This window comes from Pseudomonas sp. BIGb0164 (genome assembly GCF_024810135.1).
GTDB lineage: Bacteria > Pseudomonadota > Gammaproteobacteria > Pseudomonadales > Pseudomonadaceae > Aquipseudomonas.
The window spans coordinates 39,405-63,811 of the sequence record NZ_JANUEA010000004.1; the positions used below are offsets into that span (position 1 = coordinate 39,405).

General features: G+C 62.9%; 19 protein-coding genes. 5 read left to right on the top strand and 14 right to left on the bottom strand.

Going from position 1 to position 24,407, the window contains the following annotated elements:
- Nucleotides 1–4 precede the first annotated feature (4 nt).
- The gene (locus M2394_RS11690) at nt 5–271 is read left to right on the top strand and encodes a DUF3613 domain-containing protein (protein ID WP_178918462.1); all 267 of its coding nucleotides are present in this window, start codon (nt 5–7) and stop codon (nt 269–271) included.
- A 41-nt stretch (nt 272–312) separates the two neighbouring features.
- On the opposite strand, the gene M2394_RS11695 is transcribed toward M2394_RS11690, so the two are convergent.
- A complete protein-coding gene (locus M2394_RS11695; protein ID WP_178918461.1) occupies nt 313–1,095 on the bottom strand; it encodes a response regulator transcription factor in 783 nt (260 codons plus the stop codon).
- A 126-nt stretch (nt 1,096–1,221) separates the two neighbouring features.
- Nucleotides 1,222–1,671 carry a prepilin peptidase gene (locus M2394_RS11700; protein WP_178918460.1) on the bottom strand — a complete coding sequence of 150 codons (450 nt, stop codon included), beginning with the start codon at nt 1,669–1,671 and terminating at the stop codon, nt 1,222–1,224.
- Nucleotides 1,672–1,743: 72 nt separating this feature from the next.
- Here M2394_RS11700 and M2394_RS11705 point away from each other — a divergent pair, with 72 nt between their 5' ends.
- Complete coding sequence (locus M2394_RS11705; protein ID WP_178918459.1) at nt 1,744–2,181, top strand: TadE family protein; 438 nt, start codon at nt 1,744–1,746, stop codon at nt 2,179–2,181.
- The gene (locus M2394_RS11710; protein ID WP_259172581.1) at nt 2,178–4,913 is read left to right on the top strand and encodes a PAS domain-containing sensor histidine kinase; all 2,736 of its coding nucleotides are present in this window, start codon (nt 2,178–2,180) and stop codon (nt 4,911–4,913) included. The genes M2394_RS11705 and M2394_RS11710 overlap by 4 nt, the downstream gene beginning before the upstream one ends.
- Here the strand turns inward: M2394_RS11710 and M2394_RS11715 are convergent.
- The 6 genes from M2394_RS11715 to pbpC all read right to left on the bottom strand — a co-directional run bounded on the left by M2394_RS11715 (nt 4,910) and on the right by pbpC (nt 11,814).
- Nucleotides 4,910–6,859 (bottom strand): pilus assembly protein TadG-related protein, encoded by a 1,950-nt coding sequence (locus M2394_RS11715; protein WP_259172582.1) that lies wholly within the window; start codon nt 6,857–6,859, stop codon nt 4,910–4,912. The genes M2394_RS11710 and M2394_RS11715 overlap by 4 nt on opposite strands.
- A 213-nt stretch (nt 6,860–7,072) precedes the next feature.
- Nucleotides 7,073–7,630 (bottom strand): DUF4136 domain-containing protein, encoded by a 558-nt coding sequence (locus M2394_RS11720; protein WP_259172583.1) that lies wholly within the window; start codon nt 7,628–7,630, stop codon nt 7,073–7,075.
- A 45-nt stretch (nt 7,631–7,675) separates the two neighbouring features.
- Nucleotides 7,676–8,278 (bottom strand): DUF4136 domain-containing protein, encoded by a 603-nt coding sequence (locus M2394_RS11725; RefSeq protein ID WP_176999427.1) that lies wholly within the window; start codon nt 8,276–8,278, stop codon nt 7,676–7,678.
- A gap of 24 nt (nt 8,279–8,302) precedes the next feature.
- The gene (locus M2394_RS11730; protein ID WP_176999428.1) at nt 8,303–9,052 is read right to left on the bottom strand and encodes a methyltransferase; all 750 of its coding nucleotides are present in this window, start codon (nt 9,050–9,052) and stop codon (nt 8,303–8,305) included.
- On the bottom strand, nt 9,045–9,353 hold the full coding sequence (locus M2394_RS11735) for a MazG-like family protein (protein WP_176999429.1): 309 nt from the start codon (nt 9,351–9,353) through the stop codon (nt 9,045–9,047). The genes M2394_RS11730 and M2394_RS11735 overlap by 8 nt, the downstream gene beginning before the upstream one ends.
- 148 nt (nt 9,354–9,501) lie before the next feature.
- Nucleotides 9,502–11,814 (bottom strand): peptidoglycan glycosyltransferase PbpC, encoded by a 2,313-nt coding sequence (gene pbpC / locus M2394_RS11740; RefSeq protein ID WP_259172585.1) that lies wholly within the window; start codon nt 11,812–11,814, stop codon nt 9,502–9,504.
- A gap of 251 nt (nt 11,815–12,065) precedes the next feature.
- Here pbpC and M2394_RS11745 point away from each other — a divergent pair, with 251 nt between their 5' ends.
- The gene (locus M2394_RS11745; protein ID WP_017527871.1) at nt 12,066–12,359 is read left to right on the top strand and encodes a hypothetical protein; all 294 of its coding nucleotides are present in this window, start codon (nt 12,066–12,068) and stop codon (nt 12,357–12,359) included.
- A 137-nt stretch (nt 12,360–12,496) separates the two neighbouring features.
- Here M2394_RS11745 and M2394_RS11750 read toward each other — a convergent pair whose 3' ends face one another.
- Nucleotides 12,497–17,395, bottom strand: a complete 4,899-nt coding sequence (locus M2394_RS11750) for an alpha-2-macroglobulin (RefSeq protein WP_259172588.1) — start codon at nt 17,393–17,395, stop codon at nt 12,497–12,499.
- A 296-nt stretch (nt 17,396–17,691) separates the two neighbouring features.
- Here M2394_RS11750 and M2394_RS11755 point away from each other — a divergent pair, with 296 nt between their 5' ends.
- Nucleotides 17,692–19,029, top strand: coding sequence for an MATE family efflux transporter (locus tag M2394_RS11755; protein WP_178918453.1), 1,338 nt, complete (start codon nt 17,692–17,694; stop codon nt 19,027–19,029).
- Here M2394_RS11755 and M2394_RS11760 read toward each other — a convergent pair.
- From M2394_RS11760 to M2394_RS11780, 5 genes are all read right to left on the bottom strand, one after another.
- Entirely contained in the window at nt 18,974–19,867 is an 894-nt protein-coding gene (locus tag M2394_RS11760; RefSeq protein ID WP_259172589.1) for an alpha/beta hydrolase, read from the bottom strand. The genes M2394_RS11755 and M2394_RS11760 overlap by 56 nt on opposite strands.
- A gap of 96 nt (nt 19,868–19,963) precedes the next feature.
- Nucleotides 19,964–21,877: an arginine decarboxylase gene (gene speA / locus M2394_RS11765; RefSeq protein WP_178918451.1), complete on the bottom strand. Its 1,914-nt coding sequence runs from the start codon at nt 21,875–21,877 to the stop codon at nt 19,964–19,966.
- Between the two features lie 143 nt (nt 21,878–22,020).
- Nucleotides 22,021–22,392: a translation initiation factor Sui1 gene (locus M2394_RS11770; RefSeq protein ID WP_178918450.1), complete on the bottom strand. Its 372-nt coding sequence runs from the start codon at nt 22,390–22,392 to the stop codon at nt 22,021–22,023.
- A 210-nt stretch (nt 22,393–22,602) separates the two neighbouring features.
- Nucleotides 22,603–23,139, bottom strand: coding sequence for an NUDIX hydrolase (locus tag M2394_RS11775; RefSeq protein WP_259172590.1), 537 nt, complete (start codon nt 23,137–23,139; stop codon nt 22,603–22,605).
- 2 nt (nt 23,140–23,141) lie between these two features.
- Entirely contained in the window at nt 23,142–24,209 is a 1,068-nt protein-coding gene (locus M2394_RS11780; RefSeq protein WP_178918448.1) for a DUF2333 family protein, read from the bottom strand.
- Nucleotides 24,210–24,407: the final 198 nt, after the last annotated feature.

Consider the following 24,407-nt stretch of genomic DNA (forward strand, 5'->3'; position numbering starts at 1 on the left):
GATGATGAAAGCCCACTACCTCGCCTGCCTCGCCTTGCTACCGCTGATGGCCCAGGCCATCGAGCCCGGCCCCTCGTCCCCGCAGCAGGCCGAAACCGAAAACTGGCTGACGTTGCAGCTCAGCGGCCGCGTCGCCTCGACCACCCCGCAAACCGCCTCCCCGACCGAGCGCGACCAGGCGTTCAAGCGCTGGCTGGACAACAAGCACACGATTCCGGAGTTCTTTGATCCGGACGCGGGGGGCCAATCGGGAGGGGGCGCTAAAAAATGATGAGGTGAGGGAGCTGGCTCCCTCACCCTCAATGGCTCAGGTCAGTGAGCGGTGACCCGCTGGCGCATTGCCGAATTACTCGGTGACAGCGCCAATGCCAGCTGCGTGCGGTTATGCATGTGCGTCAGGCGCAGCACCTGGGACACGTAGAGTTTCACCGTGTTTTCGGTGATCCCCAGCTCGCAGGCGATCTGGTAGTTGGTCTGGCCCTTGCCCACCAGCCTGGCGACGTCCAGTTGCCGGGGTGACAACTGGTTGAAGATCGTCGGAATTTCCAGCGGCCCGGTATCGTCTGCCGAAATATCGCCATCGGTGTCCTGGGCCGGGCTGCGCCGCACTTTGTCGAGGTCCTGGTACAGGTCGTTGATGGACTCGGACAGGTACTGCAACTTCTGGTTCAAGTGCCCCAGTTGCAACTCCTTCTGCCGCTCCTCCAGAGCCGCCTCCTGGCGCTGCAAGCCTTCGAGCAGTTCGTCGAGGTTGATCGGCTTTTGGTAGTAATCGGAGATGCCCGCCCGCAAGGCCTTGATCACGTCCTGCTTGTCGGCGCGACCGGTGAGCATGATTGCCTCGAACGCGCGCTGCTTGCCGGCAACCCGCTGCAGCGCCTGCACCAGCTCTATACCGTCCATGTCCGGCATGTGCAGGTCGCACAGCACCAGGCCGATCTCAGTGTCCTCGCTGAAGCGCTTCAAGGCGTGCCGGCTGGACTCGCAAGGAACGCAGCGATAACCACTGCTTTCAAGAAACTCACAAAGCTCTTCGACGATCAACGGCTGGTCGTCGACCACGAGCACTTTCACTGCTGACGTAAGCTTGTTCACGCGCTACTCCATGCCTGGCAAGCCAAAAGTTTGACCTATCCCTTCTGACGAAGAATCCTATACATCGATGTAATAAACGTAGACCTACTTTCCGACTATGTACATAGCGATAGAGGCCTTCTGCGACTAATGGATCCAAAACCAGTACAAGGCAAAACCTGTCAGTAAATAGGGTGCAAACGGCTGCTTTGTTGGCGCCTGATCGGGCCCGGGCCCAACGCGTGCGCTAAGCCTTTGACCCACAAAGGCCCATGCTCCCATTACCACTGCGGCCCCGATCAGCGACCACAACAAATAGTCGGGGCTGGTCGCCAGCGCCAGGGTGGCCAGCAGCTTCACATCACCGGCGCCAAAGCGCCCCAGCACATAGCCCGGCAGGCCCAGCAGCAGCGCCAAGGCAAAGGCCCAGCCGCCCTCACCGGCGGGTGCGCCGATCCAGGTGACGCCCATCCACAGCAGGTAGATCAGCGCGAGCAGGCCGGCGCCCAGCGTCAACCCGTTGGCGATTTGTCGCTGACGCAGGTCCTGCACTGAGCACAGCACCAACCAGAACAGGATTACCAAGCCTTGGGTCACGTAAAAAACATCCCTTTTTGCTGATTGATTCTATGCTGATATCAAGTAGTAGCCGTCAGGGTAGACGCGGTCATGCAAACAAGCCTCCCCCGCAAGCAAAAAGGTGCCGCGGCGATAGAGTTCGCCCTGGTCTTCGTGATCTTTTTTGCCGTCTTCTACGGACTGGTCAGCTATAGCCTACCGTTGCTGCTGATGCAGTCATTCCACCAGGCGGCCGCCGAAGGTGTACGCCGCAGCGTGTCACTGGACCCTTCCACCGTCGGCTATTCAGGCCTGGTGACACAACGCGCCCAGGCCGCCGCCCTGGCGCAACTGAACTGGATTCCCGCTTCGTTCAAATTTCTCCCCAGCTACGTGAATGCGACCTACGTCGGCACCACCCTGACGGTGACGATCAGTTACCCCTCCTCCAGCCTCAAGTCCGTGCTGCCGGTGCTGGTGTTGCCAGGCATAGGCGCAGTGCCCAAATTGCCGACTTACCTCTCCGCCACGTCGAGCCTTCAGTTTTGACGCCGGGGGATAAGCTGCTTGGGCGTTTGCTGGGCCGCAGCAGCCCGCTGCCTTTCGATGCAACGCCCCCCGCGTTCAATGGCCTGCAACTGCAACTGGACGCTCAGGGCCATGTGCTGAGCATCACGGGCACGTTGCGCACGCAGCTTGCCCAACACCTGCTCCCCGACGCCACGCCGCCTCTGCACAGTTTGTTGCGCGCCAACAGCGCGCTGAGCATCGAAGGCCTGCCGAGCGACTGGCAACGCCATGGCCTGGACCTCGACTTCCAGGGCATCGCCGGCCAGACCCTGCACACCCGTGGCTGGATCGAGCCCGATGGCGAGCACTGGACCCTGCGCCTGCTGGACGTCAGCGACCTGTTGGCCGGCCGCCAGCTGGCCCAGCACCGCGAACAGAACCATCAGTTGGCCTGCCAGATGAGCGAACAACTGCGGGTGTGTACCCTCAGCCGCCTGCCGGAAGTGCTCAACGAACACTTGGCCAGCGTGGCCCAGCGCTGGCGCATCCCGTGCATTGCCCTGGCGCTGCTCGACGATGACGATCAGGGTTGGCGTATCTACGGCCAGTACGCCGCCCATGACGCCCCTGCGTTGTGGCAGACCGCGCAGCGCCTGGGCACCAGCCTGGACAGCGTCAACGGCAATGCCCCACTGAGCCTGGACATCGCCCGGGGCCACAACGACAACCCGCGCCTGCACAGCGTGTTCGGCAATGCCGACGGCTTTCTGGTGCCTTACCGTGACGGCCAGGGCGTGGCCGCCTGGTTGCTGTGCGGGTTCTACAACAGCCAATCCCAGACCAGCGAACGGGACTGGCTGAACCTCACCGCCGCCCTCGCCGCCCCCCTGCTGAGCCGTTTGCGTGAACAGCGTCATCATCAGCAACTGGAGCGCGTCGAAGCCCTGCAAGGTTTGCTCGGCACCGGTTGGTGGGAGCTGTTGCCGGCCACCCAGGAGATTCAACTGGCCCCGCAACTGCTGCGCAGCCTGAGCCTCGACGACGGCCCCACTCGCCAGCCCCTCGACTTATGGCTGGAACTGATCCACCCCGCCGACCGCCAGGAACTCGGCAGTCGCCTGCATGACCTGCAAGCCTTGGGCAAACCCTTGCTCACCAGCGTGCGCCTGCAACGCAGCGATACCGAGCACCCCATCTGGTACCGCGTGCAGGGCCAAGTGCTGGGGGTGGGCGACAACCGCCGCTGGATCGGCTTCATGCTCGACATCAGCGACATCAAGAACCAGCAACTGCACGCTGCTGCGGCCCATGCGCGTCTGGATAACCTGATCGCCAGCTCTCCCGCCGTGATCTATGTGCAGCGCTACGTCAACGGGGCGCTGCAACCGGTGTTCTTCAGCGACAGCCTGCTGCCGCTGCTGGGCTGGACGCTGGCCGAGTGCGACGGGGCCGCGCTGGCATTGCTGATCCACCCCGAAGACCGCGAGCTGTACTTCGAACGTACGCGCCAACTGCTGCGCGAAGGCACAGTGCGCAGTCGCTACCGGGTCCGCGACAAACAAGGTCACTACCACTGGCTGCTCGACGAAGCCAAGTTGCTGCGCGACGACCTCGGCCTGCCGGTGGAAGCGGTCGGCCTGTGGCTGGACGTCACCGAGGCGACCCTGGCGGCCGAGCAGGTCAGGCAGAGCGAGGAGCGCTACCGCATCCTCGTGGAAGACTCCCCGGCGATGATCTGCCGCTACCGGCCCGACCTGACGCTGACCTTCGGCAACACGCCCCTGGCCAATTACCTGGAATGCCTGCCCGCGCAACTGCCGGGGGTGAACCTGGGGGAATGGCTGTCGACCGAACAGCGCCACGCCTTTGTGCAGCGCATCGGCCAACTGACCCCGGAATTCCCCGTGAGCACCGCCGAAATCAGCCTGCAACTGCCGGGACGCGAGCACGCCTGGTGGGTGTGGTCAGACCGTGGGGTGTTCGATGACAGCGGCGCCTTAGTGGAAGTACAGGCCGTTGGCCGGGACAACACCGAAGTACGCCGCTCCCAGCAACAACTGACGCAAAGCGCCAAGATGGCCACCCTCGGCGAAATGGCCACCGGCCTGGCCCACGAGATCAACCAACCGTTGAACGTGATGCGCATGGCCATCGTCAACGTGCTCAAGCGCTTGAGCAATGGCGACGCCCAGATTGATTACCTCACGGAAAAACTCCAGCGCATTGATGCCCAGGTACAACGGGCGGCGAAGGTGGTGGACCACATGCGCGTGTTCGGCCGGCGCTCGGAAATCGAACAGCAGCCCTTTGACCCGGCGCAGGCCGTGGAAGGCACGCTGTCGCTGCTGAGTGAAGGCTTGCGTGGCAAGGGCGTGGAGGTGCGCCTGACGCCTGCGGACTTCTCAGTGAAGGTCATCGGTTACGCGGACCAACTTGAACAGGTGCTGATCAACCTGATGGTCAACGCCCGCGATGCGCTGCTGAGCCAGCGGGAAAAAAATCCCGGTTTGAACCCGTGGATTGCCGTGCACACTGAACATGACAGCCGCCATGTGCGCATCTGGGTCGAGGACAACGGCGGCGGCATCGACCCGCGCCTGCTGGAGCGAATTTTCGAACCGTTCTTTACCACCAAGCCGATTGGCGTGGGCACCGGATTGGGCTTGTCGGTGAGCTACGGCATCGTGGAAAACATGGGCGGGCGCCTGAGTGTCACCAACGGTGAGCACGGCGCCCGGTTCTGTGTGGAGCTGCCGATCATCACCGCCTAGATCACCAGGTAAGCGCGGCCCATGTGGCAGGTGAGGTTGGCACCCACTTCGGCGTTGCCCAGGCTGATACCCAAGGCCGACAGCAGGGTGTTGACGATGGGGTCGAGCACCGGCGACAGCACGTTCTGTATCAGCCCCACTACCGAAGAGATGATGGTGGTCAACGCGTTGGCGACCGTCGCGTTGCCACTGCTGGGCGTACTGCCGGTGGGCGGAACGTAGGTCACCTGCAGGCCCGACAACGTGGCGCCCAGACTTTTGATGATATCGGCCGTACCGGGAGGGCTCTGGTACGTCGGCGGCGCGTTCATTTCAGCTACCGGCAAAAACAGCAATGAACCGGTTTGCTGGCCGATGGTGGACAGCGCCTTCAAGTTCAAGCCGCCCCCCACTCCGGCCGTGCGCGGGCCGCAGATCAAGGTCAGCACGATGCAATAGTGCTCGCCAAAATCGATCAGCCTGACCGGCTGCACATTGACCGGCGCCGAGGAGGAAAACGCCGATACCGGGTCCACATAACCCACGCCCAACGTAGCGACAGCAGTGGTGGCCTGCACCGTCAGCGACTTGGTAGCCGGCGTTGCACAACTGAAGTCCGTCACGTGGCTCTCGGCGCTGGCGGCCTCGATGTAAATGGACAGGGACTGGGTGATATCCACGTCCGTGACATTGCACGCCACCAGGCACAGGACGCCCCCGACCACCGCAGGGATATTCAGGTTCAGCAGGCCACTCACCACCTTCGACACCGGCGTGGCAAGGCCGGTCAGGATCGAGGCCACGCCCGACACCAGCTTGAGCACCGGCGCCTGCACCACCACCAACGTTCGCACTTGCGCCGTGCGCACGAAGATCTGATCTGTCTGCGGCGTCTTCGCCAACCCCGCTTTGGCCAGCGCAGGGTTACCAATCGCCGACAGTTGCGGCGGCTCGATCACCTTGGTCTGGATCGACACATTGCCCACGAGGGGAATACTCAATTGAACCGCCGCGCTCACCGCACTTTTGCTGCTGGACAGTTGCGCCACCGCCTCCAGCAGTTGGAACAACTGCACGGTGGAGTTCAAGGCGGCAATTGGCGTGCCGGTCGCCACGTTCAGCAAATTGCCCACGGTCAGCAACTGCGTATTGGGGGCGATGGCTTCCAGCGCCAGCACGTTGTTAATAATCGCCGTGGCTACGTTGCCGTTCTTTTGCAGCAGCATTACTGCCGCGTGAATAAGATCGGTGGCGGAGGCCTTGGTGGTCAGCAGTGCGTTGTAGTCGCCCGCCGTCACCTTCAGGCGGATGGCCAACTGGTCCAGGTAGCCGAGCAAGTTGACGTTGGTGGACAGGATCCCGTTCCAGCCTGCGGCCGTCAGCGACAGGCTGCCGCCGAGCAAATTGCCGAAGGTGAAGTTAAGCAATGGCGACTTCGTGGAGTCGACCGTGGCAAGGCTGCTGCGGATGGTCAGTTGCGCGACCGGCGGTGCCTGGGCCGCCACGGCGGTAGCACTCAGGACGGTCTGTGCGTTGAACGCTTTACCGTGGAACAGGTTGAGGATGCCATTGGCGATGCTGGTCATCACCGTGCGCGAGGCCACCACCTGGATCGCATCGTTTTTGGTGGCATCGGCGGTAAACACGCGCAGGTTGCTGGCGTTGGTGGCGAGGGTGCCGCAGGTCACCACCAGCGTGCGGCTGTTGTCGCCGGCCACCAGGGTAAAACCGTTGCGCTTGGCATTTTGCACGGCATAGGCATTGGCGGTGGTGCTGCTGCCGCATTGCCCACCCAGCCCTGCTGCCTCAAGGGCCGACGTGTCGGCGATGGATTGCACCTTGCGTTTTTCGAGGTACAACCGCCCGCTGTCGACCGCCAGCAGCATGAATATCAAGGCAAGCGCCAAGGTACCCGCCGCCATCAGGCCGATCGCACCACGTTGCCTGGAACGAAGTCGGGGAGACATCGAGCACTCCTTTGGCGCTTACTCTCCGTAGGTGCAATGAAGTGTAGTCAAGGCTGGGCAGGGGTGATGACGATTTTGCAGACGCCAAAGCACCCTGTAGGAGCTGGCTTGCCAGCGATGGCATCACCCCGGTCTACCTGAAAGACTGAGGTGCCCGCATCGCAGGCAAGCCAGCGCCCACACAAGCCGGCGCCTACAAGGGACCTGCAGGTTTTAGTGGGGTGGGTAACTGGAGAGGATCCGGCTCACCGTGGTGCGAATGGCGTTGCTGCGGTCCTGAGGGTTCGGCGTGCTGCTCATCATCTGCTCGTCGCTGCCACGCCACACCAGCTTGCCGTCCTTGCCGTCGAGCAGGTCGATCTGGATGGTTGCCACCTTGTAGGTGATGTTGCGCGTTTCGTTGTACATCGGGCCACCCCAATAGCCGTTCCACGGGCCGCCCCAGGCGCCGCCGTAGTTGGTGGTGACCTGTTGCTGGCGGTCTTCAACGATCAGGTAGGCCTGCACGTTCACGTCAGGCTTGGTGCCCGGCGCGGCCGGGCGCAGGCCGCGCTGGTCGAGCTGCTCGCCCACGGCCTCGCGGATGCGTTGTTCGGTGAGGTCACTCTTGATTCGCGGGTCATCCGGGCGATATTGCAGCGCAGGGTCTTTCCAGGCCCAGCTGCGGTAGGCGCCGAAGTCGCGGCTGGCGTCAAAGTCGTGGTTAACCTGGCTGGTCTGGCAGCCGCCCAGCAATACAACGACAGCAAGTGCAGCAATGCGACGAAGCATGGTTGTTCTCCAAAAAACGAGACGTTCTTGAGATGAGAATAGCGGTTAACTGGGCGGGTAGGCCGTCATCGCCTTTTGCACCGCTTCGCGCAGGGAATCGGCGCGTTCGCTGAGGCTGCCCTGGCTGGTGGTTTCCGCGCTGGTGCTCCATACCGGCTGGCCGTTGCGTGCATCGAACAGGTTGACCCGCACCACCGCCACGGTCACTTCATAGGTGCGCACCACCGGCACCGAGTTGTACATGCCGTAGCCATTGCCATAGCGGTTATAGCCGCCGTACCCGTAGCCATAGTCGTCCTGGACTTGTTTGAGGCGCTTCTCCAAACGCACGTCGGCGCTGACCAACAGGTCCGGCGCACGTTTGTCATGCAGGGGGCGCAGGCCGCGTTGGTCCAGAGCGCCGCTGACCGCCTCGGCAATCTGCGCCGAGTCGGCCCAGGCCGAGCCCGCCGGCAGCTGACCGTTGAGCCAGGCCCAGTTGCGGTAGGCGCCGTAGTCACGCACCGGCGCAGGATACGCGCTGGCATCGAAGGTATTCGCCGCCTGGGCCGGCGCCGGGGGAATCGGCGCCGAAGCAGCGACATACGGGTTGGGGCTGGAACAGGCGCCCAACCCCAGGGACAACAGGATCAAACAGAGACGACGCATTTCGACCTCCGCAGACTGGGCCGCTTAAACCGGACGGCAGATCCAGTGCAAATAACGCCCAAGTCCGGCAAAGCTTGGGTGACGACGGTGAGCGAGTTCCATCTCCAAAAGGTCCTGCAAATCGGCGCGGGCCTGGAATTCCACCGGCATATAGTCGTGGAACACCCGCACGCCGCTTTGGCTTTCGACCTGCCAAAGCCCTTCGAGTTGCGCCGCCAGCTCACGTGGATCGAGCGGTTGTTGCGGCGTGAGGCTCTGCTTCTCGCCGGCCATATCGTTCTTGCGCATTTTGCGGAAGTGGCCTTTGAGCAGGTTGCGATAAATCAACGCATCACGGTTGTAGAACGCCAGCGACAGCCAGCCCCCGGGCACCGTGAGTTGGTGCAGCACCGGCAGGATCGCGTGGGGTTCGGCCAGCCACTCCAGCACGGCGTGGCACAGCACCAGGTCGTAGGGTTCGGTGAGTTGGCCGAGCAGGTCTTGCCAGGGTGCGTGGATAAAGGTGGCGGTCTGCCCGGCGTCGGCGAACCGTTGGCGCGCGCCTTCGAGCATCGGTTCGGCCGGCTCGGCCAGGGTCACCTGGTGGCCCTGCTGGGCCAGCCACAACGACATGTGCCCCAGGCCCGCGCCGATATCCAGCACACGCAATGGACGCGCCGGCAGCGCCTCGGTCAGGTCAGCCTGGAGCACCGCGAGGCGGATAGCCCCCTTGGCGCCGCCGTAGATCTTCTCGGCAAAACGCGTGGCCAACTGGTCGAAATGCCGATCACTCATGGGAGAACCGCCGCTCGCTGTCGGCCAACTTGGCGCGCACCACCTCATTCATGTCCAGGCCCAACTCACTGCACAGCAACAGCAGGTACAGCACGATGTCGCCAACTTCCTGACCGGCGTGGGCCAGTTTGTCAGCCGGCAACTGGCGCGACTGGTCTTCGGTCAGCCACTGGAAAATCTCCACCAGCTCGGCCATTTCCACACTGGCGGCCATGGCCAGGTTTTTCGGGCTGTGGAATGGCTTCCAGTCGTTGTTATCGCGGATGCGGTGCAGGCGTTCGGTGAGGTGTTCGAGGTTCATGCGGGGGCTCCTGAAGGTGTATAGCTTCGGGGGGATGGGCGTTGAAGGCAAGTGAACCTTTAGGCCGCCATCGCGGGCAAGCCCGCTCCCACATTTTGACCGTGTGAACCCAATCAACTGTGGGAGCTGGCTTGCCTGCGATGGCGATCTAATCGACGACGCTGAACTCCAGCCGGGCAGTTTGGCCAGCCTCATCCAGCACACTCAGTTGATAACGCCCCAATTGCTCGAAACTGGCGTTGATAAAATCCTGGTTAGCACTGTCCCCCAACGGCGCGCCATTGAGGAACCACCAACGCCGCCCACTGCCCCCCAGCGCGGAAAGCTTCAGGCGCAACGCCTGTTGGCTGCCCGCCGGCAAACGCAGTTGGTCACCTTCGCGTACGCCCACGATCGACAACGGTGAAGACGCCGCCAGCGCAGGCGGTGGGCAATCGGGATCAGCGGCCGGAATACGGGCTTCGCGACGTTCGATCCTGGGCAGCCAAGGTTCCAACGGCGCGGGCCAGAGGGCGATATTTTTGAGCGACGCGCCTGGGCAACGGGCATCAACCCGCAAGCCCTTGGCATTGACCCAGACACTTTCCATCAACCCCACACTCAGCGGTTGATCCAGCGCCTGCAGGGTCGGCGGTGTGGTGTTGTCCAGCGTCCATGCAAAGCGTTGGCGGCGGCAGTTGGGGTCGGAGCGGCTCATGGGCTGGCCCAGCGGCCAACAGATCGCCGCCACGCCCACATTGGCCGGCACCGGCTTCACCGGGGCACTGATGCCACGCTGGCTGTCGCGGTTGGTCAGCACGTCGTGTACCTGCAGCATCAACGGCGCGGCCGATGCCAGGCCGAATTGGCCAGGCACCGGCGTGCCGTCCGGACGGCCGATCCATACACCGATCAGGTAACGCGGCCCCACGCCAATCGCCCAGGCATCCCTGAAGCCATAGCTGGTGCCTGTTTTCCACGCCAGCACCGGGCGCTGCACCAGTTCGGCACGGGGATCGCGGTCGGGCCGGGCCTGGCCACTGAGGATGCGCCGCACAATCCACGCCGCCCCCGGTGAGAGCATCGGGCGCTCGCGCAGGACATCGTCGGGCTGCAAACGAATCGTCGCGCTCTTGCCGTCCCGCGCAAAGGCACTGTAGCCACTCACCAGGTCTTCCAGGCGGCTGCCGGCACCGCCGAGGATCAGCGCCAGGTTGGGCTCGGCCAGCGCCGGCAAGGCCAACGGCACGCCACCGATGCGCATCTGCGCGGCAAACCGCTTCGGCCCGTAGGCTTCCAGCAACTGCACGGCCGGCAGGTTCAGCGAACTGGACAATGCCGTACTCGCCGGCACCGCACCGCTGAAGCCCATGGAGAAGTTGCCCGGCCGGTAATCGCCATAGCGCCGGGGCACGTCCTGTAACAGGGATTCGGAGTGGATCAGCCCGTCGTCCAGGGCCATGCCGTACAGGAATGGCTTCAAGGTCGACCCAGGTGAGCGCAGGGCGCTGACCATGTCCACATGGCCAAAGCGCTTGGCGTCGTTGATATCCACCGAGCCCAGATAGGCGCGCACGGCCATGCTCTCTTCTTCCACCACCAGGATCGCGGCCGAAGTGTGCTCCGGTAAACGCGCGCGCCAGCCCAGCAGCAGGTCTTCAAGACGGCGTTGCAGGGTGGCGTCCAGGGTGGTGCGGATCAACGGCGGGCTGTCGGGGCGGTTCAAGCGTCGAGCCAGCAAAGGCGCCAGGCTCGGCTCCAGGCGCGGCGCGAGCAGCAGCGGTTCTTCCAGGGCTTCGTCGACGGCCGACTGCGGCCACACCTGGAATTCGGCGAGACGGCGCAGCACTTTGTCGCGGGCTTCCTGGGCGCGCTGGGGGTGACGGTCCGGGCGCAGGCGGCTGGGGCCTTGGGGCAATACGGCGAGCAAGGCGGCTTCGGCGTGGGTCAGTTGGGCCGGGGACTTGCCCAGGTAAGCCCAACTGGCCGCGGCCACGCCCTGCAAGGTGCCGCCGAACGGTGCACGATTGAGGTACAGGTTGAGGATCTCGTCCTTGGACAGGTGCCATTCCAACTGCGCGGTACGCCACAACTGGCGCAACTTGCCGTGAAAGGTGCGCGAATGCGGATCCAGCAGCCGCGCCACCTGCATCGACAACGTACTGCCGCCCGACACCACCCGCGCGCCGGTGAGGTTCTGCCACGTCGCCCGCACCAGCGCCAGCGGATTAACCCCGGGGTGCTGGTAGAACCAGCGGTCTTCGTAGGTCAGCAGCGCATCGAGGTAGTAAGGCGAGACTTCACGGCTTTGAATCGGGTAGCGCCATACGCCGTTGGCATCGGCGAAGCGCCATAACGGTGTGCCATCCTCGGCCAACACCACCCGGGCCAGGTCATCCTTGGGCAGGGGCAAGGGCCAGATGCGGTCGGCGAGCCATAGCAGGGCAACCAGCAGCAATACACTGCCCACCGCCCAACGCAATACCTGTAGGAGCCGGCTTGCCGGCGATAGCGATAGCGGTGGCGTTGAGACAGTTGGCAGATGTGTCACCGATCCACCGCCATCGCCGCGGTGCGACGTTTCGACAAGCCAGCTCCCACATTGAACCGAGTACACCCGTGATAAAGGAAACCCATGTTTAAACCGTCAAACCTCTATGCTGGTAGGGAACTAGCCTGTCGCATTAACAACCAAAGGCACAGATACGCCCACCTTCTCATCAGGACACACATATGCAGGTAGAAAGCTTCTTCGAATGGTTGGGCCAGGCGCTCGGTTCCGTCATCCGTTTTATCGTCGACGGGCTCAGCGGTTTGTTCGGTGCCTTGACCCACGCTGGCGGCAACTTTATCGAAGGCCTGTCGCGTACGTTGGGCATGGACACCTCGATCATCAGCATCCTTACACTGATCATCGGCCTGATGCTGCTGTACTCGGCCGTGCGCGCGTTCATGCGGGCTTCGATCATCATGGGGATCATCTGGTTGATGCTGGGGTTGTGGCTGCTGAGCTGGGTGGTGCACTAATCTCAAAACACCGCAATCCCCCTGTGGGAGCGGGCTTGCTCGCGAAAGCGGAGTGTCAGTCAGCTAATCTCATACTGACACACCGTCTTCGCGAGCAAGCCCGCTCCCACATTAAGGCCCATTTCAAATAGAGATCTTCATCGCCCTTTGATCACCAAGTCGGCCGGGGTTTCACCCACCGCCTGCCAGTTCGGCCGGTACATCGACTCCACCTGCGGCGGCGGCACCCGGTAAGTACCTGGCGTTACAGCCCGTGCCAGGTACAGCAGGTGGGTCGTGCCGGACTCTTCCAACTTCAGCGCCGCCACGTAGCGGTCATCGCGGAACTCCTGGTGCTTGAGGGCCGCATTCTGCATCGACTCGCGCCATTCCTTCACTTGGCTGCTGGCGTTTTCCAGGCTGGCGGCGCTTTGGGCGAGGTTCTGGTTTTCCAGCTCAAGGCCCGCCGGCAGCAGGTCTACCACCAAGGCATCCGGCACGCGCTGTTTGGCGCTCACCGCTAAATGCACCAGCACCAGGTCACCGCTGTTGAGGTTGCGCAGGTTCAACGGCTGGCCATTCATGCCCAGGTATTCACGACGGATGCTCAAGTTATCCCCACCCGCAGTCGGAGGCACTTGTGGATAACCCGAGATCGTCAGTTGTTGATACACCGGTGCTTCGCCTTTATTGCTCAGGCTCAGGTCGCCGGACAACAACTTGCCTTCCAGCTCCAGGGTCGATTGCTGGTTATTCAGCTCATGCACACCGCCGCTGCCGTCAAGCGTCACGCTCCAATTCGCGTCCGGCTTGGCAAACCCCAGGCGCCCAGCGAGGAACAGCGAATTACGCTCTTGGGTCGACAGGTATGGGCTGGCCGCCAGCAAATCCGAGAGCGTAAACAGGCGCTCCTCACGCTTGCCCTTGGCCAGGTCGTTCTCCTCCAGCAGCGCCAGGATCATCGCCTGGTCGCGCAAGGGGCTGCCGTAGTCGGCGAGCCATTCCTTGGCGTTGCGCTGCACCCCCAACCCGGCGAGCAAGGCTTGGTCGGCCCGTGGCTGATCACCCATTTTCTGCAGGGCAATCGACAGCTGTACCAGCGGCAAGCCTGAGCGTGCATCGCTGCGCCGTTCGAACAGGCTGCGCAATGCGCCCAGCGGCGCCTGCTGGCTGCGCGCCAGGACCATGCCGGCGTAAGCTTGCACGGCAAAGCGGGTGTGGTCGGCGTTGTCGCTGTAGTCGACTTCGATCAGGTTGCGTTCCTGCACATAACGCAGCAAGCGTTCGCTGGCCTTCTTCAAGGCCTCGGGCGGCACGGCAAAGCCCTGGTCGCGAGCGCGCAGCAAGAAGTCGGTGACATAGGCGGTCAACCAATATTCTTCTTCGCCATCGGCGCCCCACAAACCGAAGCTGCCGTTGTAGCGCTGCATACCCAGCAGGCGCTCAATGCCCAGCTCAATCTTGCGTTTGCGTTCAGTGTCCGACTCGCCTTTGATCGCCAGTTGCTTGAGCAACGCATTATCGGCATACAGCGAGGGGTACAAACCGCTGGCAGTCTGCTCCAGGCAGCCATAGGGGTACGCCTTGAGTGCACTGATCTGCGCGCCGAGGTTCAGCGGCGGCCGGCTCGAAAGGCTCAGCAGCGCCTCACGACCCGACGCATCGAATTGATCCAGGGTGCCGGCTGGCAGGTTCCAAGGCTGATCCTTGAGCACCGCACGGTAGTGCTTGAGCAACGCCGGATACGCCGGGCGCACGCCCAAGGTCCATTCGCGGCTGAACGGCGGCAGGTTTTCACCCGGCAGGTCCAGGCCATTCACACTGACCTTGACTTTGCCCTGCCCCAACCCGCCCCACGCCTTGACCGGGATGCGCAGCGTGGTGCGCTGGCCTTGTTTCAACTCCACGGTCTGCGCAGCACTGTTGACCAGCTCCAGCTGCCCTTCAGTCGTCAGTTGCACATCGAGCTTCTGTGCCTTGCCCGACAGGTTGGACAGGTCCAGCGCCAGAGTGGTCTGGTCGCCACCGGCCAGGAAACGTGGGGCCGACAGCTCGGCAATCAGCGGGGCGGCAATCACCGTCTTGGCTTCGGCCATGCCGTAGCGATCGTCGCTCCAGGCCTGGGCCATCAGGCGCAGTTCGCCGTTGAAGTCGGGGATGTTGACGCTGACGTCACCCTCGCCCTTGTCATTCAACGTCACCGGCGCGCTTTGCAGGGCGACGATGGTCACACTGGTGTCCGGGCGCTTGCCGCCCTTGGCCAAGGCGGCATCGCCGCCGAACGCCAGGCTGGCCAAACGGCCCTGGCCGGCTTCGATCAACTGGCCATAGATGTCGAACTGGTCCACGCCATAAGCCTTGCGGCCGAACAGGCTGGAATACGGGTCCGGTGTCGGGTATTCGGTGATGTTGAGGATGCCCACGTCCACCGCCGCCACCAGCACATGCACCTGTTTCGGCACGCTGCCATCGGCATTCCTGGCGGCGACCTTCACCGTCAGCGGTTGTTTGGGACGCATTTTTTCTGGCGCGGTGAGGGTCACGCCGAGCTTGCGCTGGGTGCGGTCCAACGGCAGGTGCAGCAGGCCCACGGCACGCTTCGGCGTGATATTGGCCTTGCGCTCACCGGGGCGGATGACCAGAGCACTCACATACAGGTCATGGCGTGACCATTTCGGGTCGAGCTTCACGGCAAAGCTTTTGCCTTCGGCCGGCACATCGATTTCCTGCCACCACAGCGGCCCTTCGGCAGACTCCACCAGCAGGTAGCCTTTGCCCGCCGCAGGCGGGGTGACGGTGACGTTGGCGGTGTCGCCGTCGCCATAGGCCGGTTTGTCCAGCGCCAGCTTGACCTGGTCGGGGCGTACGGCGCCGCCTTCGGTGTTGTCCTGGGCCTGGTAGCCGGCCCAGAAGCGCAGGCTGCTGATCAGCCCGGTCTGCGGATCTTCGACCTCTACACGGTACGGGCCCCACTCCACCTGGAAGCTGACCTTGGCGGTGTCTCCAGCCTTGATGTTCAGGGTCTGCTCATCAAGGTTGAGGAATTTCTCGTTGAAGTGGTAACTCCAGCCATCGTTGTCGGAGTAGTTCCAGTAGTAGTCGCGGCGCTCGCGCACCAGGCGCACCTTGAGGTTTTGTGCGGCGAGTTTCTGCCCCTCCTGGTTGGCCACCAGCACTTCGAATTCCGCCGGGCCATCGCCATTGGTTTCCTTGCCGTCAAACAGCCCACGCAGGCCCGGCAGTTGCTCGGCCGGCCAGATAGGCTGCACCAGGCGCCGGGTGATCGGCCGACCGCCCGACTCTTGCAAGCTGGCCTGTACGATCAATTGCAACGGCGATTTGACGTGGGCCCACTTGCTTTCCAGGGTCAGGTCTTCCTGGCCCTTGGCGTCGAGCACGCTTTCGTCCAGTTCGAAATCCTGGCTCAGTTCCTCTTCGGTGATGGAGCCGAACTGGTAACCCGGCAGCGCCTTGACCGCCTCGCGCAACGGCCGCACGTAAACCTGGCCGCTGACCCGGTTACCCGAGGCCGGCGCACCGTAGAGGTAGCGACCGTTGACATGAATCACCGGGTTGTCCGCCGGGCTCAAGGCGGTGTCACTCCCCTTGAGTTCCAATGCCAGGCGTTCGGGCAGGAAGTCTTCAACGAGGAATTCATACAACTGCGGTTTGCCGTCGCCCAGGTCGAACACCAGTTGCCAGCGCCCGGTCGGCGCTTCGCCCGCCAGTTGCAGTTGGTATTGATAGAGGCCGGAGGCATCGGAGTCCCACACGAACTTGCGGCTCACCTGCTCATCCGGGCGGCGCACTTCGACGCTCACCGGTTGCGGCTTGACGGCATTGCCGTCCTTGTCACGCAGCAAGGCGTTGAGCAGTACCGTTTCGCCGGGGCGATACAGGTCACGCGGCCCGAACACAAAGAACTGCAAGGGGTGGGAGGGCTGGCCGCCGATGTCGAACTCGGCGAGGTCCAGGGCAGCACTGTCGAGGCGCAGCATGCTGGTCTGCTCGCCCTGCTTGGCCAGCAGCACGCGCGCTTTTTTCGGCAACGGCAACTCGGCGTGGCCGCCTTTCTCGGTTTTGCCCTGGCCGAGTACACGGCCTTCGGAGTCGAGCACTTCGAGGTCAACGCCATCCAATGCCTTGCCGCCTTCCAACGCCTGGGTGAACACATCCAGGCGATTGGCGTAGCGGTGCACCGACAGGCCGATGTCACTCAAGGTGAACAGCGTGGCCGGCTGGGAATAGTTGTAGGTGCCGGAAGCGCGCATCACCGCCAGGTAGACACCCGGCTCCTGCAGTTGCTTGAGGCCGGCGATCGGCAGCAGCAGGGTTTCGCGCGTGTTGCGGGCCGGGTTCAGGTCGAAACGCCCGCCATAGACCAAGTCGGCCATCGGCAGCAGTTCACGGGCTTCATAACTTTGCAGGCTGGTGTTGCGCCCCCACTGCGCCAGGAACACCGGCAGGGAGCCGGGTTTGACGCGGAAGAATTCGACATCGATCTTGTCGACGTTCAGCGCGATCACCGGCAGGCCTTCGGCCAGGCGGGTCGGCAGCAGGGTGCCACGGCTGGCGAAGCCGACGGTGGCTTGCAGGTCACGGGTTTCCAGGCGGTCGTTGTAATCGGCGGCAAGGGTGTTGCCGTTGACCGCCTTGAGCCCGGCATCGACCGTGAGCACCAGTTTGCGCTGGGGCTCCAGGTGGCGCAGGCGCAGTTCCATGAGATTGTCGGAGACTTCCCAGGCGCCGTCGACCTTGCCGGACTTGCTGTCCACCAGATGGAGTTTGTCGGCGAATTTCTGATCGGGATCCAGGGGAATGGAAAAGCTCACGGAAAGGGTGCTGGCGCCGTCGAGCTGTACTTCGGACACATCCACCACGCTCAACTCACGCCCGGCGTAGCGCTGCTTCAGCGCCGCCACATCCACCGCCGCCTTGACGGGCGTGGGCGCAACGGTTACCGCCGCAGGCGCGGTCGGGGCAGCCGGTTTATCGGAAGAATCGCAGGCGCTCAGCAGGGCCAGCGCGCAGGCCAGGAACAATCCTTTGTTAAGCATGAGGCACTCGTAATGAGAGGGTCCGAGGGATGAACTATATATCAGCCCGTGGGCGGCCGATGTGGTGCTGGTCACATTGACCGACGGAGGGTGATTTGGTTCTTTGCAAGACGTAAAGCCAAGCCAAATCCCACAAGTAGTGAGGAGACCTGTGGGAGCTGGCTTGCCTGCGATGGCGGTCTTTCAGCCACATTTTTACTGGCTGGCCCACCGCCATCGCCGGCAAGCCGGCTCCTACATTGGTTCTGCGGTGTGATGGAGGGGCGGTTACAATGCCGCTCCACCGAGGAGCCTTGATGACTGCCCTGCTGAACGACTGGCGCCACCGCCCTACCCATCGCCGCGTCTGGGCCCTGGCCGCGCCGATGATCCTGTCGAACATCTCGGTGCCGTTGGTGGCGCTGGTGGACAGCATGGTCATCGGCCACCTGCCCCATGCCCATCAGCTGGGTGCGGTGGCGGTCGGCGCCAGCCTGTATACCTTCCTCGCCTGGGCCATGGGCTTCCTGCGCATGGGCTCCACCGGTTTTGCCGCCCAGGCCGCCGGGCGCAATGACGGCGCGGCGCTGCGGCAGATCCTGCTGCAAGGCCTGATTCTGGCGCTGGGGCTGGCGATGCTGTTGGGCACGGTGGGCATTCCCTTGAGCCACCTGGCACTGGAATGGATGCAGCCCTCCCCCGAACTCAACGCGCTTACCCGCGAATTCTTCCACACCCGCCTGTTCGGCCTGCCCGCCGCGCTGGCCAGCTATGCGTTGGTCGGCTGGTTCCTCGGCACGCAAAACGCCCGCGCACCGTTGGCGATTCTGCTGACCACCAACCTGGTGAATATCGCCCTGAACCTGTGGTTCGTCCTGGGACTGGACTGGGGCGTCGTCGGCTCGGCGCGTGCGTCGGTCGTGGCCGAATGGACCGGCGCCCTGCTCGGCCTGGCCCTCACGCAAAAGGCGCTGCGCGCCTACCCGGGGCATATCGCCTGGGCAGCGTTGAAAGTCTGGGAGAGTTGGCGCCCGCTGCTGGCGGTGAACCGCGACATCTTTATCCGCAGCCTGGCGCTGCAGTCGGTGTTTTTCATGATCACGGTGCAGGGCGCACGCTTGGGCGATGCCACCGTGGCGGCCAACGCGCTGCTGCTTAATGGCCTGCTGCTGACCGCCCACGCGCTGGACGGGCTGGCCCATGCCGTCGAAGCCTTGTGTGGCCACGCCATCGGCGCCCATGACCGCCAATCCCTGCGTCGTTCACTGGTAGTGGCCGGGGGTTGGTCGTTGATCGCCAGCCTCGGGTTTGCCTTGCTGTTCACCTTCGCCGGGCACCTGTTTATCGCCATGCAGACCGATATCCCTAGCGTGCGCGAAACGGCTGACATTTACCTGCCGTATCTAGCGGTGCTGCCGTTGATTGCGGTGTGGAGTTACCTGCTGGACGGCCTGTTCATTGGCGCGACCCGCGCGCGGGAGATGCGCAATGGCATGTTGCTCACCGTGGCCCTGACGCTGCCATTCGCCTGGGCGTTGCAGGGCTTGGGCAACCACGGGCTGTGGATCACCTTCCTGTTGTTCATGGCCCTGCGCAGTCTTACTTTGTGGGCGATTGCGTGGCGCTTGAACCGACAGGATCAGTGGCTTGGATAAACGCCGTAACGCGGTCCAGTACCGGCGCCAGCCAGCGTAACGGCCGGGAGATTGAAGCCACCAACGTCGCGTGGCTGGTCTTGGTGAAATAGGACACTTGGACTGGCACACCTGCGGCGCGCAACTTGCTCGCCAGGCCACCGGTGTTACGCGTTGGGTTGACCAGCTTGTCATCGGTTGACGCGAGCAACAGCGCAGGCGGCGTGCCGGCGCTCACATGGTTGATCGGCTGGGAGTCGGGCGGCGAGTTCGGGAAGAAGAACACCGGCCGCACGTCCCGGTTCTCAATCGGCAGGAAGTCATACGGCCCGGCCAGGCCGATCCAGCCTTTGAACACCGAAGGCGACAAGCCCACTTCATTCAGCCAGCGTGCATCCAACGCCAGCATCGAGGCGTTGTAGGCGCCGGAGCTGTGGCCCATCACGTAGAGCTGTGCTGGGTCGGCGCCGAACTCAGCGATGTGCTTGCAGGTCCAGGCCACCGCTTGGGCGCCGTCCTGGAGAAAGGCGGGGTAACGCACTTGCGGGTAGAGCCGGTAGTCGGCGATGACGACGACGATGCCGCGTGAGGCCAGGGCTTCACCGACGAAACCGTAGTCGTCCTTTGAGCCGCTGTTCCAACTGCCGCCATAGAAAAACACCACGACCGGGGCATTGGAGATCGCCGGGACGGGTCGGTAGATATCGAGTGTCTGCCGAGGATCAGCGCCGTAGGCGATGGCGGAGGTTTTGGTGAAGGTACTGGAGGGGGTGAGTGCATTGAGCACGTTGATGGGGGAGCAGGCCGCAAGGAATGCGGTGAGTGCCAGGGTGAATGCTTGCAGGCGTTTGCTCGACATCTTTCAACCCTCACACAGAAGGTACTACCAAGATGGAGATCCAAATGTGGGAGCTGGCTTGCCAACTCCCACAATTTAGATTTATGTCAGCTCAGATTATGAGGACAGGTACGACGAACGGGTCAGGCCCAGGCGCAGCGCGTCGAGGAACTGGGTACGCTCACTGGCACTGATCTTCGCGCTCGCACACTTGTCACGGTAGTGCGTCATCAACTCCTCCGGCGACAAGTGCACGTAGCGCAGCATGTCTTCGATGGTGTCGTGGGTCTCGATCCCGGCGCTGTACACCGAGCCATCTTCACGCTGGTAGATGTTCACCGAGTCGGTGTCACCAAACAGGTTGTGCATGTCGCCCAGAATTTCCTGGTAAGCCCCTACCAGGAAGATACCCAGCAAGTAGTCCTCGCCTTCGTTCAACGCGTGCACCGGCAGGCTGGTCTCGATGGACTGCTCGTCGACGTACTGCTTGATCTTGCCGTCGGAGTCGCAGGTCAGGTCTTGCAGTACGGCACGGCGCAGTGGCTCTTCGTCGAGGCGGTGCAGCGGCAGGATCGGCAATACCTGGCCGATGGCCCAGGTGTCCGGCAGGCTCTGGAACACCGAGAAGTTGCAGATGTACTTGTCGGCCAGCTTGTCATTGAGTTCGTCCAGCACCTGGCGGTGCGAGCGCTGGCGGGCTTTCAACGAGTTGTGCAGGCGGCGGCACACAGCGAAGTAGCACTGTTCGGCCAGGGCTTTTTCCGCCAGGGTCAGCTTGCCATCGGCGTACTGCGCGGCCACGTCGCTCATGTAGTGGGTGGCGCGCCAGTAGGTTTCGGTGACCATCTCGATGTCGGTCGGGCCGAGCAGGTCCACCAGCCATTGCACGGTTTCCGGCAAGGCTTCCTTGTTTTCGATTTCAGGCACGTCGTCGTTGTGTTTCTCGACGTCGGTGACTTGCACCACCAGCATGGCGTGGTGGGCGGTCAGGGAACGGCCGCTTTCGGAGAAGATGTTCGGGTGCGGCAGGCTCTGCGCGTCGCAGAATTCCTTGAGCATGCCCACGACCACGCCGGCGTAGTCGTCCATGTCGTAGTTGATGGAGCTGGCGTTACGCGAGTGCGTACCGTCGTAGTCCACGCCCAAGCCGCCGCCGACGTCGATGTGATCCACCGGCAGGCCGAGGTTGCGCAGTTCGCCGTAGTAACGGATGGCTTCCTTGAACCCGTGCTGGTAGTCCGCCAGGTTGGCGATCTGCGAGCCCATGTGGAAGTGCAGCAGGCGAATGCCCTGGTCCAGGCCAGCGGCGCGGAAGCGCTCGACCACGGACAACAGTTGCGCCGCCGACAGGCCGAACTTGGACTTCTCGCCACCGGTGTCTGCCCACTTGCTCGACGCCAGCGACGACAAACGCACGCGCAGGCCCACCTGTGGCTTGACCTTGAGGCTCGCCGCCTCTTCGATCACCAGGCCGACTTCGGATTCTTTCTCGATCACGATGAACACGTTGTGGCCCAGCTTCTGGCCCATCAGTGCCAGGCGGATGAACTCACGGTCCTTGTAGCCGTTGCACACGATGGTGCCGCCTTTCGGCGCCAGGGCCAGCACGGCCAGCAGCTCGGGCTTGGAGCCGGCTTCCAGGCCAATGGAAACGTTCTGGGTAGCGATGATGTTCTCGATCACCGCTTCCTGCTGGTTCACCTTGATCGGGTACAGCGCGGTGTACTTGCTCTGGTATTCCAGGCGCTCGATGTTCGCATCGAAGGCGCCGGTCAGCTGGCGTACACGGTCTTGCAGGATGTCGGGGAAGCGCACCAGCAGCGGCAACGACAGGCCGCTCTTGCGCAGCTCGTCGACTTGCTCGTACAGGTCGACGGGCGTGCTGTTCGGGCCGTTCGGACGGACTTCAACGCGACCGGCATCATTGATCGCGAAATACCCGGCCCCCCAATGGCGAATCCCGTAAACACTGCGGCTGTCCGCAACTGTCCATTGGCTGCCATCGTCTTTGCGTGTGCGTCGTACGGACATCGAAGTCCCCTATAAATGAAGTCGAAGGCACCGCCCCTCTCTGAGGCTGGCGCAGTCTAAAGAATGAAAATGACGATTTGCCTGCGTGGAAGGTAGGACCCCACACGCAGGACAGAGTTTAGACACAGGTCGGGAAGAGGCTTTCAGCCGCCGGACTTCTTGGCCTTGTACCCGAGCTTGATCAGCTCGGCCAACAGCAACTCGACGTGATCGCCCTGGATCTCGATGACGCCGTCTTTCAACGCACCACCGGTGCCACAGCGCTTTTTCAGCGACGTGGCCAGTTCTTTCAGGGCATCCTCGGCCAACGGCACGCCGGTGATGGTGGTCACCGTCTTGCCGCCACGGCCCTTGCTCTCGCGTCGCACGCGGGCAATACCGTCGCCTTGGGGGATCAGGGTCTGTTTACAGGTACACGAATCCACGGGCTGACGACAGTCCGGGCAGTGTCGACCTGCGTCGGTGGAAAATACCAGGCCACCAAGGGCGGCGAAGGATGCGGCTTTTTTGGCCACCGGCAATCCTCTTGGGAGGACAAAGACTGATCGGCCCCTGCGAAGAGGCGACCGACCGCGAAGCCCCACTCAGGCAGGGGCAGCGCTACCGTACCACCCGGCTCCCACAGTTATTACGGGGTGGCGCTGGGTGGTTCGGGTGAAAAGTCGCGCAGTGTAACGGCAAAAAGCCCAGTTGCTAAGAGCCAAATGGCGCCAATTTATGCAACTTTAGCGACGTGAGGCCAGATAGCGCCGCAACCCCTCTTGAGCGTCCGGGCAATAAGGCTTGTGTTCGGCCTCCTGCAGGACAATTTCAAGGGGTAGAAAGCGCGCTTCCATGACTTCTTCGGGCTGCAGGCGCAGGGGGCCATCCCAGACCGCCGAGTAGGATTTGCACCACAGCCGGCTGTCGCCATCCTCAAAATAGAAATGGTCGTGCTCGGTCAACGCCACCCCGCCGACGCCCAGCTCTTCTTCAAGCTCACGGGCTGCCGAATCCGCGTAGCTCTCGCCAGCCGCCACCATCCCGCCCGCCGCCGTGTCCCAGAACCCGGGGTACATGGCTTTGCTCAGGGTGCGCCGATGCACACACAGCTCACCGGCTGAATTGAACAGGAAGATAAAGGTGCAACGGCCGATCAGGCCGCGCTGGCGCAGGTCGGCGCGAACCAGGGCGCCGAGCAGGTGGTCCTGCTCGTCGACCCAGCAGATCAGTTCAGCATCGGAGGCTGCACGGTGCGCGGCCTCTTTTTGAGTGGCGTCCATCATCAACCCTGGTTGAGGAGCTGACGCAAATCGATCACTGCCGCGTTGGCCCGGGAAATGTAGTTAGCCATGACCAGCGAGTGGTTCGCCAGCACGCCGAAACCACTGCCGTTAAGAATCATGGGGCTCCACACCGGCTCCTGCGAGGCTTCCAGCTCACGAATGATCTGGCGCACGCTGACGGTGGCGTTTTTCTTGGCCAGTACATCGGCAAAGTCCACTTCAATGGCACGCAGCAAGTGAGACAAGGCCCACGCCTGGCCACGGGCCTCGTAGAACACGTTGTCGATCTGCATCCATGGGGTTTCGACCACTTCTTCATCGACCTGCGGCACTTCACCCGGGGCCAGGGCCTCGGTTTTCAGCGCCGTGTTCAACTTGACGCGGCCCACGCTGGCCGACAGGCGTTGCGACAGCGAACCCAGGCGCGTGGCGACATCACCCAACCAGTTGTTCAGGTTGTCGGCACGCGCATAGAACAATGCGCCCTTCTGGTTCGGGTCCGACAAACGCGCTTCGTAGCGGCTCAGGGAGTTGATGCCTTCCTGGTATTCCGACTCGCTGGATGGCAGCACCCAGCTCTTGTTGTCGAAGTTGAAACGCGGCTCGGCCTTCGCCAGGTCAGCGTCTTCAGCCGACTGCGACTGCGAACGGGCGAAGTCTTTGCGCAGGGCGCGGGTCAGGTCGCGCACCTGCACCAGCACCCCGTATTCCCAGCTTGGCATGTTGTCCATCCACAGGCCCGGCGGGAAACGGTCGTTGGAAATGTAGCCACCGGGTTTGTTCAGCAAGGTGCCGACCACGGTCTTGAGGGTTTCGACGGTGGTGAAACCCACCACCATCTGCTTACCGTCCTTCTCGGCGGCCAACTGGGCGTTCTGCTGGACCGGGAACAGCGCCGGTTCTTCGCTCCAGTACCAACCCAGGGCGCCGGTCACCAACAGGTACAAACCCAACACACTGAGCAAGGCCTTGCTCATCAGCAGGTTGCGAAAATAGCTGCGGTTGGCCGACTTGGGCTCGGGGGCGGGGCCTTTGGCAGTGCCTTCGCGGTTTTTCCAGTCCAGCATGGCGATATCCTTTCAATCACTTGAGTTCATGCACGTCAATGGTCCGGGTGCGTTCACACACTCGGACCACAACCCTACCCCATCGTGCCCATCGGTGCGGCGGTTTTAAACGAAAGTGGCATGGGGAAGAGGTTCGACTATAAAGGATGCACGCTTTTTACGCAGCGCGACCATGAGGTCAAAAACTGAATCACACAG